Source organism: Streptomyces sp. STR69 (assembly GCF_024519455.1).
GTDB lineage: Bacteria > Actinomycetota > Actinomycetes > Streptomycetales > Streptomycetaceae > Streptomyces.
Genome location: NZ_JALJRY010000011.1, coordinates 159,123 through 172,480, shown reverse-complemented (window position 1 = coordinate 172,480; position 13,358 = coordinate 159,123). Strand labels below are relative to the sequence as shown.

The 13,358-nt window shown below is 68.5% G+C and carries 15 protein-coding genes; all 15 read left to right on the top strand.

What is annotated here, in order from left to right; genetic code table 11:
* The first annotated feature begins 73 nt into the window (after positions 1-73).
* The 15 genes from OC490_RS21980 to OC490_RS21905 all read left to right on the top strand — a co-directional run bounded on the left by OC490_RS21980 (position 74) and on the right by OC490_RS21905 (position 13,332).
* Positions 74-2,155 carry a cell division protein FtsK gene (locus tag OC490_RS21980; RefSeq protein WP_262059686.1) on the top strand — a complete coding sequence of 694 codons (2,082 nt, stop codon included), beginning with the start codon at positions 74-76 and terminating at the stop codon, positions 2,153-2,155.
* 558 nt (positions 2,156-2,713) lie between these two features.
* A complete protein-coding gene (locus tag OC490_RS21970; RefSeq protein WP_262059684.1) occupies positions 2,714-2,920 on the top strand; it encodes a hypothetical protein in 207 nt (68 codons plus the stop codon).
* Positions 2,921-3,149: 229 nt separating this feature from the next.
* Positions 3,150-3,899: a hypothetical protein gene (locus OC490_RS21965; RefSeq protein ID WP_262059683.1), complete on the top strand. Its 750-nt coding sequence runs from the start codon at positions 3,150-3,152 to the stop codon at positions 3,897-3,899.
* Positions 3,900-3,907: 8 nt separating this feature from the next.
* On the top strand, positions 3,908-4,930 hold the full coding sequence (locus OC490_RS21960) for a pentapeptide repeat-containing protein (RefSeq protein ID WP_262059682.1): 1,023 nt from the start codon (positions 3,908-3,910) through the stop codon (positions 4,928-4,930).
* A gap of 362 nt (positions 4,931-5,292) precedes the next feature.
* Positions 5,293-5,589, top strand: a complete 297-nt coding sequence (locus OC490_RS21955; protein ID WP_262059681.1) for a hypothetical protein — start codon at positions 5,293-5,295, stop codon at positions 5,587-5,589.
* Positions 5,573-5,899 carry an HNH endonuclease gene (locus OC490_RS21950; protein WP_262059680.1) on the top strand — a complete coding sequence of 109 codons (327 nt, stop codon included), beginning with the start codon at positions 5,573-5,575 and terminating at the stop codon, positions 5,897-5,899. Before OC490_RS21955 ends, OC490_RS21950 begins: the two co-directional genes overlap by 17 nt.
* 109 nt (positions 5,900-6,008) lie before the next feature.
* Positions 6,009-6,401 (top strand): hypothetical protein, encoded by a 393-nt coding sequence (locus OC490_RS21945; protein WP_262059679.1) that lies wholly within the window; start codon positions 6,009-6,011, stop codon positions 6,399-6,401.
* Positions 6,352-7,869: a hypothetical protein gene (locus tag OC490_RS21940; protein ID WP_262059678.1), complete on the top strand. Its 1,518-nt coding sequence runs from the start codon at positions 6,352-6,354 to the stop codon at positions 7,867-7,869. Before OC490_RS21945 ends, OC490_RS21940 begins: the two co-directional genes overlap by 50 nt.
* Positions 7,870-7,922: 53 nt before the next feature.
* Positions 7,923-8,162, top strand: coding sequence for a hypothetical protein (locus OC490_RS21935; RefSeq protein WP_262059677.1), 240 nt, complete (start codon positions 7,923-7,925; stop codon positions 8,160-8,162).
* An 8-nt stretch (positions 8,163-8,170) separates the two neighbouring features.
* Complete coding sequence (locus OC490_RS21930) at positions 8,171-9,583, top strand: phage portal protein (protein ID WP_262059676.1); 1,413 nt, start codon at positions 8,171-8,173, stop codon at positions 9,581-9,583.
* Positions 9,576-10,289 (top strand): HK97 family phage prohead protease, encoded by a 714-nt coding sequence (locus tag OC490_RS21925; protein WP_262059675.1) that lies wholly within the window; start codon positions 9,576-9,578, stop codon positions 10,287-10,289. The genes OC490_RS21930 and OC490_RS21925 overlap by 8 nt, the downstream gene beginning before the upstream one ends.
* A 280-nt stretch (positions 10,290-10,569) precedes the next feature.
* Positions 10,570-11,844, top strand: coding sequence for a phage major capsid protein (locus tag OC490_RS21920; RefSeq protein ID WP_262059674.1), 1,275 nt, complete (start codon positions 10,570-10,572; stop codon positions 11,842-11,844).
* A 61-nt stretch (positions 11,845-11,905) separates the two neighbouring features.
* On the top strand, positions 11,906-12,403 hold the full coding sequence (locus OC490_RS21915; protein ID WP_262059673.1) for a hypothetical protein: 498 nt from the start codon (positions 11,906-11,908) through the stop codon (positions 12,401-12,403).
* Complete coding sequence (locus tag OC490_RS21910; protein WP_262059672.1) at positions 12,400-12,828, top strand: hypothetical protein; 429 nt, start codon at positions 12,400-12,402, stop codon at positions 12,826-12,828. Before OC490_RS21915 ends, OC490_RS21910 begins: the two co-directional genes overlap by 4 nt.
* Before the next feature lie 108 nt (positions 12,829-12,936).
* The gene (locus tag OC490_RS21905; RefSeq protein WP_262059671.1) at positions 12,937-13,332 is read left to right on the top strand and encodes a hypothetical protein; all 396 of its coding nucleotides are present in this window, start codon (positions 12,937-12,939) and stop codon (positions 13,330-13,332) included.
* Positions 13,333-13,358: the final 26 nt, after the last annotated feature.

Genomic DNA, 13,358 nt, shown 5'->3' with positions numbered 1-13,358 from the left:
CGCGGCCCTCGGCCCCCAAGCCGACGGCCGCGCCCGGGCCTCCCAGCCCCAGCAAGGAGCAGGAACCCCCAGCATGACCGAGACCATCGAACGGCCCGCGCAGGACACCGTCCCGTCAGCGGCCCCCGCGCCCGACGACGAGACGCCCGTCCCGGTACCGGTCGACAACCCGGCCCTCCCGGAGCCCGGCGTCACCACCGAGAAACGGCGCCCGATCCTCACGCCGTGGCTGCGCAGTCGCCGCGACTTCGCGGCCACCGTGTCCCGTGCGGCCGGCCACGCCTGGTACGCCACCGTCTACCACGGGCTGCGCACCCCCTGGTACGCCACGCAGCTCACCCTCATGGCGCCGCGCGGCGCCTGCCGCTTCGCCGCCGACACGAACCGCTGGCTGTGGGACCGCGAAGCCGCCCCGCTGCGGGACTTCGCCGTCCGCCAGGAGGACGTCGCCGAGTACATGACCCTGGCCCGGCTCCGCGCGAACCGGGTCAGGCTCCGCGGGCTCGTCACCGTCGTCGCCGCAGTGCTCGGCGTCGGCTTCGCCCTCTGGCTGTACGTCATGGCCCCCGTCTTCCTGTACGCGTTCGCGGCCGGAGGCGTCCTCGCCCTCGGCTACTTCGGCCAGCAGCCCGACGCGCCCGTCATCGGGCCGGCCGTGATGCGCACCGAGCTCCAGAAGCTCACCGGTTCGATCGTGCTGCGCGCCCTGGACGCGATCGGCAACCAGAAGATCTCCGCCGCCATCAAGAAGGGCGGCGACATGAACGGCATGCACTTCACCTCCGAGATCTGCCGCGACGGCCCCGGCTACCGGGCCGACCTCGACCTCCCTTACGGCGTCGTCCCCGAGGACGTCATGGAGGCCCGGCAGTCCCTCGCCTCCGGCCTGCGCCGCAAACTCGGCTGCGTGTGGCCGTCCGGTGACCCCGGCGAGCACGAGGGGCGCCTCATTCTGTGGGTCGGCGACCGGCCCATGAACGAGACCACGAAGCCGCCCTGGCCCCTCCTGAAGGACGGCCAGGTCGACCTCTTCAAGCCGGTCGTGTTCGGCAACGACCAGCGGATGAGGGACATCGTCGTCACGCTGATGTTCGCCTCCGTCGTCATCGGCTCCATCCCCCGCATGGGCAAGACGTTCCTGCTCCGCCTGCTGCTGCTCATCTCCGCCCTCGACCCGCGCTCGCAGATCCTCGCGTTCGACTTCAAGGGCACCGGCGACCTCGGCCCCCTCGAACCCGTCTCCCACCGCTACCGGTCCGGCGAGGACGACGAAGACATCGAGTACGTCCTGCACGCCCTGCGCGAGCTCAAGGAGGAACTCCGCCGCCGCGCCAAGGTGATCCGCAGCCTCCCGCGCTCTCGCTGCCCCGAGTCGAAGGTCACCCCGGCCCTCGCCAACGACAAGGCCCTCGGCCTGCACCCGATCGTCGTCGGCGCCGACGAGTGCCAGATCCCCTTCGAGCACGAGAAGTACGGGGCCGAACTGGAGTCCATCTGCACCGACATCACCAAGCGCGGCCCCGCCCTCGGCATCATCGGGATCTTCGCCACCCAGCGGCCCGACGCCAAGAGCCTGCCGCCCGGCATCTCCGCGAATGCCGTCCTCAGGTTCTGCCTCAAGGTCATGGGCCACACCGCCAACGACATGGTCCTCGGCACCGGCGCCTACAAGGCCGGGATCAGGGCGACGATGTTCTCCCGCTCTGACCGGGGCATCTGCTGGATGGCCGGCGAGGGCGACGACCCGCTCATCGTGGCGTCCGCGTTCGTCGACGGCCCGGCCGCCGAACTCGTCGTCGCCCGCGCCCGGAAACTCCGCGAGGACTACGGCAACATCACCGGCCACGCCATCGGCGAAGGACCCTCTGCGTCCCGGGGCATGGACATCCTCGGCGACGTCCTCAAGATCTTCCACCCCGACGAGGAACAGCTCTGGTGCGAACGCATCGCCACCCGCCTCGCCGCCTCCTGGCCCGACCTGTACGGCGAGTGGACCACCACCAGCGTCGCCCCCGCACTGAAGCCGTGGGGCATCGCCACCACCGATGTTTGGGCGCAGACCGACGACGGCGAGAGCACCACCCGCCGCGGAATCCGCCGCACCGACATCACCGCAGCGATCACACGCCGTGACGCCGACCGCATCGCCGCGTAGATCAAAAACAGGTGCTGGGCCTAGCACAGGCCCCTGCTAGGCCTAGCACCCCCGCTAGCGGCTGAAGACCGCTCCCACCTGCATACTCGTACCTAGCGGCAGCACTGCCCGGGGTACGGAAACCCCACCCCGGAAGGACACGACGCCCCGTGCTCCCCGCTTGCCTCATCCTCGCCACCACACCCATCTGCTACGCACTGTTATGCCTCACCCAGCCGTTCAGACGCTGCCGCCGATGCTCCGGCACTGGCAAGACCGAACACCGCGGCGTCACCGTCGTCTGCCCTCGCTGCAACGGCGAACGCTGGCAGCTCCGCCGCGGCCGACGACTCCACAACGCCTGGCGCCGCACCCACCATGAGGGCACCCGGCCGTCGCGCTTCGACGCCTGACCCTCCGTGGATGCGCCAGGCAGCGGCGTACGCTGACGCCGAGCCCTCGAAGAGGGCAGGCGTACCGGGCGGCCGTACACCGCCCGCGTTCCGGGCGGGCCGCGCGAACCCGTGCGCCCGGGAGGGGTAGAACCCCGGCCCGCCCACAAACACCGGGAGGATGCGCATGCCCAGCAATCCGACCTTCTGCGACGGCCGCCTGGTCGAGGAGACGTCGCGAGTCAACGTGGGTGGCGCCGAAACCAACTTCCGCGACCACTACATCCCCGGTAGATCACGCTGGCTGCTCGACGGCGAAGAGATCACGCCGATGCAGGCGGAGGAATTCCGCAGCACGTGGGAAGCTGAGCAGCACCCCGAGGATTCCCAATAAGGGGTGGCGCGAAGGGATGGGTTGCCGGACCGGCCCACGGGCCTACGAACCGGCGAGGCTGCGACAAGCCTGAAGAGTGGCCCCTGCTGCCCCGCTCACAGATAGACGAAGCCCCGCCACCGTGCGGGGCTTCGTCGCATCTCAACTACGCGATGCCTAGATCCATTTGACCCCCTATGAGGCCAGTGGGAGCATCCCGCCCAGCAGTAACACACCTGGGGGGAATCAGATGAGACGTACCGTCAGCTTGTCCGTCGCCGTGACGATCGGGGCCCTAGCGGTCGCCGGGTGCGGCAGCAGCGACAAACCGTCGGCCGCCAGCAGCGCGCTCAACAAGCCGAGCAAGGCCGCCGCCGCGACGGCGACCGTACAGCTGGCCTGGAGCCACACCGGCACCTTCTTCGACGAGCCGCAGGTCTGGTACGTCGCCCACGTCAAGAATCCTGGGAGCTCCGAAGCCTCCATCGCTCTGGACGCCCGCGCCCTCGACAAGACCGGCACCATCGTCGGCTCCAACCAGGCCGTCCTCCCGAACATCCCGGCCGGCGCCACCTTCGACTACTTCGGCTACCTGGGCGGCGGCGGAGCCTTCGACACCAAGCTGACCGGCACCCCGGTGAAGGTCCAGATCTCACAGGCGAAGAACGCCTTCGGACAGGCCGGCGCCGTCGACGAGCCGATGCTCAAGACCGGCGAACTCACGCTGAAGCAGGGCCACGAAGACACCAACACCGACGCCTCGGACTCCTACAACCTCACCGTGAAGGTCACCAACAGCACCAAGGGCACCGTCGCCGGCGGCGTCACCCAGCAGGTCGTCCTGTACGACGCGAAAGGGAACGTAGTGGGCGGCGACACCGGGTCCTCCGACAACGTCCCCGACAACCTCCCGACCGGCATGAGCTACCGCGAGGAGTGGACCGGGATTCCCGCCGTGGCCAAGGCCGTTCGCGCCGTCTACACCGTCTGGCAAGGCTGAGCGCTGCCATGAAGCCGAAGATGAAGCGAACACTGAAGTGGAGCGCGGGTATCGCCGGGGGCACCTTGTTCCTCGCCGCACTGATCTGGGGGCCGTGGCTGTTCGAAGGCGATCACGTGCGCGACAACAAGCTTGCGCCGTCGGCCGGGATCATTATCACCGGTTTCCGAACCATGCTGATTGCTGTCGTGGCTGGAATCATCGGCGGTACTGGGCTTTGGTATACACACAAGAACCACAAGCAGACCGAAGCATTGTTCGAGCACACTCGCGAGAAAGACCGTGAACAGGCCCAACTTACCCGTGAAGGTCAGGTAACCGAAAGATTCGTTGAAGCGATCAAGCTGTTGTCCTCGGAAAACCCCACCCAACAACTGGGGGCTATCTACTCACTCGAACGCATCATGTGGGACTCCGAAAGGGATCACAACACCATCCTGGAAGTCCTTGCAGCCTTCGTGCGGCAGGAGGCTAAGAAGAAAAGCGAGCAAGAAAGTGAGGCTGCGGAGCGTGACTTCGTAGCGAAGACGTCAGTACAGGCAGCAGTCTCCGTCATCGGACGAAGGGCCAGGCATCCAGAACGGAACCAAGTGAATCTGGCAGGTGTGCAACTTCGTGTTGCAGAACTTGCTGGACTTAACCTGTCCTTCGCATGTCTGGACTTTGTAGATCTATCCGCCGCCAACCTGCAGAAAACCAGTCTTGCGAGCGCGAGTATGCATAGGGCGGTACTGAGCGGTGTGGACATGCGGGATGCACATCTCGATGGTGCAAGCCTAGTAAGTGCACGTCTGGACAAAACACGGATGGACCGGGTCACTCTTGGGGGTGCCGACCTGAGGGGTGCAAATCTTCGCGATGCCAGAGGATTGGACATCGGTCAGTTGTTCATGGCCCGATTGAACTCGGAAACCGTACTTCCTGATGATCTCAAAGATAATGTCCAAATCAGGGCTCACGTCAAGCACTGTGCGACGTGGGTGGAACGGGCGGCACAATCAACCTGTGAATATTGCACGCACCGGACGTGACGGTCGGCCCCTCGTCACCACCGAGATGGCCGCCTACTCCCTCGGTAAGACGCCCAGGCAGTTCCGTGACTGGGCGCGCCGCCGCGGCATAGCCCCGGCCGGCTCCCGGCCTAACCCTGTACGTGGCCAAGCGCTCGCACTTTGGGACCTGGCCGACATTGCCCAAGTCCTCCGCCCTTCACAGTCGCAGTCTGCCATCTGTCAAGAGGCCTGACCTGCAAGTGCTTGACATGAGAAGATCGCGCGCTCATTCTGTGAGACGTTGGCATCGCTGTCCCGCAGGTCTCACCGCCCAACCTGCACAGTGCGCCCTATCCGAGCCCGGCCATAGCGCCGGGCTCCGGCATGTGGGGGTGGTGGCGATGCCTATCAAGGTCGCGGTGAGCACCGAACTGGCCGACGCATTCGAGGCCCACGCCCACCTCCTGGACCCCGCCACCATCGTGGGCAAGGACACCAGTAGCAACCCCCTCTGGTGCACGTACTACCTGCACCACCCCACTGCACCGCCTGGTGCAGCCAGGGTCTGCCCTGTCTGGCAGTGCAGTTGGCAAGACGGAGAGAGCACCGTCTCCCTGCTCTACCTGGAGTGGTACGACGAGGCGGGGCACCCTCTGCCTGCACCTGCTACTGCTCCTGCTCATGGCACAGCTCACTGAGCAGGACATCGAGCGCAGGACCAAGCAGGCGCGAAGCGGCCGGCCATGGCGACGACTTCAGAGCAAGGTCTTCGCCGAGGAGACCCACTGCTGGTGGTGCCACGCATGGGTCGACCAGTCCCTGCCCGGCACCACGCACCCCATGGGACGCACCGTCGACCACGTCCTCCCGCTCTGGCTCGGAGGAGCTCCCCTCGACCGGACGAACTGCAGGCTGGCCCACCGGAGATGCAACACCATCCGAAACAACCAGGTCAGGGCCGCGCAGCGGCCACGCCCGACGTTCACGATCGACGCCGCAAGCCTCTGACCTGCGGAAACGTGGAAGTTGATCATGAACCGGTTTTTTTGATCATGTGGTGACTGACCCCGCCCCCACCTGACCCTCCCTCTCCCCCCGCTGTTTTTCACAGGGGTCGATGATCATGGAGGGGCTCACATTGGGAGCGGAAGTTCCGGACGGTCTGGGCGGGCGCGGTGCGCGGCTCTGGCGGGAGACCGTCGAGGTCTGGCAACTCACTCCGGCGCACCTGGTGCTGCTGGAGGAGGCCTGCCGGATCAGTGACCGGCTCGATGTCCTCAACTCGATGATCCTGCGTGGATCTCCGCAGGTCAAGGGTGACGGAGAAGAACTCCCAGATATTTCGGGGGTATTGGCGGAGGCGCGACAGCAACAGGGCGCTCTTCGTACGGTGATCGCGGAGATTCGACAGGGTCAGGTCGGTTTCCCGCCCGCTCCGAGCGCCGAGGGGGAGGGATCGGGTGTCTCCGACCTCACTGCCCGTATCGCGCGCAAGCAAGCCGAGAGTTGAGCTGCACCCGCCGTACGCGTACACGTTCGGGCCGGAAGCGCGCGACCTCGCCGCCCGGGCTGGCCTGAATCTGGATCCGTGGCAGTGCGACGCAATCGATTTGCTGCTGGCGTGCAAGGCCGACAGGAAGTGGGCGTGCTTCGAGTACGCCGAGCTGGTGGCGCGCCAGAACGGCAAGGGCGCGATCCTCGAAGCCCGGGTGCTCGCCGGGTTCCTGCTCCTCGGCGAGCAGCTGATCCTGTGGTCGGCGCACGAGTACAAGACCGCGATGGAGGCGTTCCGGCGCTTCCGTACTCTGCTGCGGCGGCTCGGCAAGCAGGTCGGCAACAACGAGAACTTGATCGAGTACGACGGTATTCGGATCAAGATCAGCAACACCAACGGGGAAGAGTCCTTCGAGCGGCTCGACACCGGCGCCCGGGTCAAGTTCGTGGCCAGGTCGAAAGGATCGGGCCGTGGGTTCTCCGGCGACCTGGTCATCATCGACGAGGCGTTCGCGTACACCCTGCTGCAGCAGGAAGCGCTCATGCCGACGATGCGGGCCCGCCCCAACCCGCAGATCATCTACACGAGTTCGCCTCCGCTCGACGGCGACAGCGGCGAGCCGATGTTCATGCTCCGCAAGCGAGCCGATACCGGAGGGGACGACTCGCTCGGATACCGGGACTGGGGCGCCGAAGGCGACCTTGACCACCTGGACGACATCGATCTGGACGACCGTGTGCTGTGGGCGGCGACCAACCCCGCGTACGGCATCCGCGTCACCGAGCAGGCCACACTCCGCGACCGCCGCGGCATGTCGGACCGCGGCTTCGCGCGCGAGATCCTCGGCGTCTGGCCGCGGCAGACACAGGGCAACGTCGTCATCGACCCCGCACTGTGGGCTGTCCTCGCGGACCCGAACTCGCGGCGCAAGGGCGGCATCGCCCTCGGCATCGACCTCTCGCCCCTGCGGGACTACGGCGCGATCGTCGTCTACGGCCTCCGGGAGGACGGCCTCGGCCACGCCCAGCTCGCCGACTACCGGCCCGGCTCGAAGTGGGTCATCCCGCGCCTGGTCGAACTCCGCGAAGCACTGGAACCCGTCGCCGTCGGAATGGGCCGCGGCACCTTCGCGTACCTGGAGACCGAACTCGACAAGGCCGGGTTCGCGAAGCCGGAAGATCCGGAGGCCCCGCAGCGGGGCGACCTGGCCGTCACGAACGCGATCGACATGGCGGCGGCTGCCGGGCAGATCCTCGACGGCGTACGCGAGGCCGCCTTCCGGGTCGTGCCCGCGCGGCACCTCGACGTCGCGGTCGCCGGCGCGAGGACCAAGACGTCCGGCGACACCATCGCGTGGACGGCCAACGGCGCCGACTGCGACATCAGCCCGCTCGTCGCCCTGTCCGTCGCCCGGTGGTCGTTCGAGACTCGCTCCCACCTCCTGTCAGAAGCCGAATACGACCTCCTCGGCTCCGTCTTCTGACAGCCACAGACCCCCACAGACGGCCCCACTGACACCTGAGAGGGGGCACGCGCGTGGACGACCAGCAGCTCACGGCGAAGAAGCTCGGCGCCTATGTACCGGTCAGCGCGGAGCAGTTGCTCGACGCCGGTCTCCCGCTGCCGCCCGGCATGGAACCGCCGCCGCCGTACACGCCGACACCGCTGCCGTGGCGCACCCGCTGGCGCATCGCCCGCGCCGAGCGCATCGACAGGATGCGCCGCCGGATCGGCTTCTGGATCGCCAACTACGAACCCGACGACGAGGATTGGTAGGCGATCGCGTGAAGCTGCGGCCCCGGCGCAAGCCGTCCCGGTCCTCGGACGACGGCGGCCCCGTCCTCGTCGGCGACACCTGGATGGACGCGCGCGGCCACGCGCCGCGGACCTGGCGCGCGACAGCGCGCGCCACCTGGGGGCGCCGTCTCGGCCTCGCAGTGCGCGGCTTCCGCGATGCCGGCGCATGGCTCGTCGGTGTCGAGTCGCGGTCCGCGATCGAGAAGCGCGCCATCACCTCGGTGCCCTGGAACCAGGGCGGCCCCTCCGGCTCGTCGTCCGTCAGCATCGAGCGCGTTCTGCGCCTGGCGCCCGTGTACGCGGCCGGCCGGCTGCTGGCGAGCAACCTGGCGGCGGCGCCGCTGCGCCAGTTCCGGGAAACCGGCGACACGGTCCAGCGCTTGCCGCTCAGTTCCCTGTTCGCGAGCCCGTCGACGCAGGGCAACCTCAACGACTGGATCTGGCGGGCCGTCCTGTCGATGGTCTACCGGGGCAATGCCGTCGGCTACGTGACCGCCCGGGACTACTACGAGTACCCGACGCAGGTCGAGTGGCTGCCGATGGACTGGGTCCAGGTCGTCGACTCGATGCCGTACGGCGAGGGCAGCTTCGTCAACCCGATCTGGTACGTCCTGGGCAACAGGGTCGACCCCGACGACATCGTGCACATCCCCTGGTTCACGCTCCCCGGAAAGATCCTCGGCCTGTCGCCCATCGGCGCGTTCGCCTCGATGGCGAACACCAACCTGGCCGCCCAGGAGTACATGGAGGCCTGGCACGCCACCGGTGGCGTGCCGCCAGGGACCTTCAAGAACAACAGCAAGACGGTCGACCAGAAGGACGCTGCCGTCATCAAGGCGCGACTGGTCGATGCGATCCGGTCCCGGCAGCCGATCGTGCACGGCGCTGACTGGGACTACACGGCCATCACCGTGCCCGCGTACGAGGCGCAGTTCATCGCCACGCTGAAGCTCGGCGCGACCCAGCTCGGCGCGATCTACGGCGTCCCGCCGGAGCTGATCGGCGGCGAGACCGGCGGTTCGATGTCCTACAGCAGCCCGGAGCAGCGCGAGATCGAGCTGATCCAGCTGACCCTGCTGCCGTGGATGAGCAAGGTCGAATCGCATCTGTCGATGCTCACCCCGCGCGGCCAGTGCGTGCGCTTCGACGCCGACGCACTGATCCGCCTGGACCCGCTGACCCGGTGGGGGATCTACGAGAAGGCGCGTCTCATCGGCGGCATGAACGTCGACGAGATCCGCAACAGGGAGAACCTGGCGCCGCTGCCCGACGGCCAGGGCCAGGACTACACGCCGCTGCCGATCGCGGCTGGCGTCAAGATCGCCCCGCCGACGATCCGCAGCGACGACCAAGATCCCCGGCTGCGGCTCGTCCCGGGGAGAGGACAGCAGCATGGCTGACCAGGACACATCCACCCCGCTGGAGGGCACTGTGGAGATCGAACGCCGGTACACCTCCGGCGATACCGGAAAGGCCGAACTGCGCGCCGACAACGGCGAGAAGCGCATCGGCGGCTACGCGGCCAGCTTCAACCGGCAGTCCAAGAACCTCGGCGGCTTCATCGAGGTCGTCGACCCGATCGCGTTCAACCAGAGCCGCGGCGACGGCTGGCCGGACGTCATCGCCCGCTACAACCACGACGACAACCAGCTGCTCGGCACCACCGCGGCCGGCACCCTGCGCATGTCCCTCGACCAGTACGGGCTGGCGTACGACGTGCTTCCGCCCAAGGCGATGGGCTACGTCGTCGAGCTCGTCGAGCGCGGCGACGTCCGCAAGAGCTCGTTCGCGTTCCGCACCGTCAGCGACGACTGGACGACCACCGACCAGGGCTACCCGCTGCGGCGCCTCACCGGCGTCCAGCTCGTCGACGTCGCCCCGGTCAACACCCCCGCCTACAACGACACCTCAGCCGGACTGCGGTCGCTGGCCTCCCGGTTCGAGGTCGAGTTCGAAGAGGTCCGCTCGATGGCGCAGGCCGACGAGCTGCGTAAGTTCTTCGTCCGCACGGACGACCGAGGCAAGCCGAAGCCCGTGAAGAAGGGCATGTTCGGCCCGGCCGCCGCAGCACAGCTGCTGGCGCGCAAGGAAGACCCGTACGCCTGACCCGTCCGGTCCGCGTACGCACCTGCACCACCAAGACCCCCGCCAAGGGGGCGGCACGACCGTCCTGGACCGCGTAACCGCGCCGCCACGGCACCGACTTGGGCAATCCCGGTCGGCGTCCGCGCTGGGTGCGGCCAAGCACACAACGGACCGCGTGTGACACGGAGAGGGATCAGCGGACCGCCGGTTGCGCACAGGCGCCGGCCGCCGGCACCCCACAGGGGTGCGGGACCGCGAGGGCTCCCGGTCGAGATCGATTCGATCGGACGGGAGTCCATCCATGTCGGACATGATCCAGCGGCTGCGCGAGCGCCGCGGCAACGTGTGGGAGCAGGCCAAGGGCCTCGCGGACAAGGCGGCCGAGGAGAACCGCGCCTTCTCCGCCGAAGAGCAGGGCACGTGGGATGCCCTGAACGAGGAGCTCGACAAGCTCGACGCGCGCATCAAGAGCGCGATCGACACCGCGCAGCGGTCCAAGGACGCGGACGCAGCCTTCGACCGGCTGTCCGGGGGCCAGGGCGGAAGTTCCGGTGCGGGCGGCCAGGGCGGCGGTCAGCGTCAGGGCGGCGGCCAGGCCGGGCAGGCGCCGCAGGACCAGGGCGAGCTGCGCGCGTGGATGCGCGGCGAGTCCGGCGGCCGGTTCTTCGACGTCAAGCCGGCGGGGCCGATCGACTTCCGTAGCCTCACCAAGGGTTCGGCCACGGCAGGCGGAAACACGGTCCCGACGTCGTTCTACGACCGGCTGATCGCGCACCTGATCCAGACCAGCGCGATCCTCCAGTCCGGGGCGACCGTCCTGAACACCGACTCTGGCGAGACCATCCAGGTCCCGAAGACCACCGCGCACAGCTCGGGCGCGATCGTCACCGAGGGCGGCACGATCGGCACCTCGGAGCCGACCTTCGGCCAGATCTCCCTCGGCGCCTACAAGTACGGCGCACTCATCCAGGTCTCCCGCGAGCTCCTGGACGACACGGGGGTCGACCTGGAGGGCTACCTCGCCATGCAGGCCGGCCGCGCGCTGGGCAACGCGTTCGGCGCGCACGCCATCACCGGCACCGGCACCGGCCAGCCCCGCGGTGTCGTCACCGACGCGACCACGGGCGTGACCGGCGGTACGGGCGTGACCGGCGCGTTCACGTCGGACAACGTCATCGACCTGTTCTTCAGCGTGATCGCCCCGTACCGGCGCTCCACGGCCGCGGTGTGGATGATGGCGGACTCCTCCATCGCCGCCCTGCGGAAGCTGAAGGACTCGACAGGCCAGTACCTGTGGCAGCCGGGCCTCCAGGCGGGCGCCCCGGACATGATCCTCGGCAAGCCCGTGCTGATGGATCCCAACGTCGCGGCGGTCGCGCTCAGCGCCAAGGCCCTGATCTTCGGCGACATGTCGCAGTACTTCGTCCGCCTGGCGGGCGGCGGCATCCGCTTCGAGCGCTCCGACGAGTTCGCGTTCAACAGCGACATGGTCACCTTCCGGGCGCTGATGCGCGCGGACGGTGCCCTCGTCGACCTCACCGGCGCCGTGAAGACGTTCGTCGGCGGCGCGAGCTGACGACCGCGGACAGGGGCCGCGCCGTCCGCACGGTGCGGCCCCTCATCCGAAGGAGACCAAGATGCCTCAGCCGAAGCAGCTCAACCAGGCGACCGGCCAGTGGGTGCACGGTGCGGCCGTCACCGACCCGTCCGGGGGTGCCACGGCCGACACGCAGGCCCGGGCCGCGGCCGTCTCACTCCTCGCCGCGCTCCGCGCCGCAGGCGTCCTGGGCGGCGGGACGGGCCTGAACGTCGGCCACTCGTTCAACGCGGCCACCGCGCAGATCACTCTGCAGCCGGCCATCGCCGACCCCACGGGCGGAGTCACGATCGACGACGTTGCCCGGCCGACGATCATCTCCATCCTCGGCGTGCTGCGCCGGGTGGGCATCATCGCCGGCGGCACGGCTGGCCCGCAGTTCACGCTCAACGGGCCCACCAACCAGCTCTGCCAGGGCCCCGCCATCGCCGACCCGTCCGGCGGATCCACCATCGACACCCAGGTCCGTACGGCGCTCACCAGCGCGCTCGCCGCAATGCGGGACGCCGCGCTGATCACAGGAGGGACAGGACAGTGAAGGTCCGAATCACGGGAGACATCTCCGGCTCCCGCAACGGCGTTCCGTGGCCCAAGCGCGGCGAGACCATCGAGCTGCCCGACGACGAAGGGGCCCAGCTCTGCGCGTCAGGGCTCGCCTCGCCGGTCAAGGACTCCGAGAAGGACGTCGAGAAGGCCGTGCCCGACGACTCGGGCATCGAGTCACGGAGTGGGCTGACCAAAGAGACGGCTGGCGCCGTGGCACCCGGGGCGGAATCGGAAGGTCCCACTGGCGACGCCACGCCCGAGCCCGAGGCGGCCGGAGGTGACGAGCCGTCTGCGGACGGCGAGGCGACGGAGGGCGACGAGTCGGCCGAGGTGTCGGAGACGAAGGCGCCAGCTCCGGCGGCCAAGAGGACTGCCGCCAAGCGAGCGTCCGCGAAGCCGCAGGGCGAGAGCAAGTAGCCGTGGAAGAGCAGGTGTTCGTGTTCACGCTGGAGGCCTCCGGTGAGGTCACCCCGGCAGCCGAGCAGCCGGAGAGTGACGCCTCCGACGACGAGGCGGAGGTGACCGATGGCTGAGGGCCTGAGCGCGACGCTGGTCTCCAACCTGCTGAACACGCTCCGCTCGGCTGGCGCCGCCTTCGGGCCGGTTGCCACATTCGTGCAGCTGCACACGGCGAGCCCGGGTGCTGCCGGGACGACCGCGGTGGCCGCCGGGTCGTCGACCCGTATCGCGGCCACCCTCAGCGCCTCGTCGGGCGGTTCAGCGCTCGCGCTCAGCGCCGACGTCGGTCCGTGGACGAACGGCGGCACCTCCGAGACGCTCACTCACATCTCGGTGTGGACCGCGTCCAGCGGCGGCACCTTCGAGCTCTCCATCGCCCTGTCCCTGTCGAAGCCGTGGGCGTCCGGTGACACCTTCACGCTGAAGACCCTGGGCGTCGGCCTGACGCCACAGGCCGCGTAACGCGCATCGGCCCCGTCGGCAAGGGC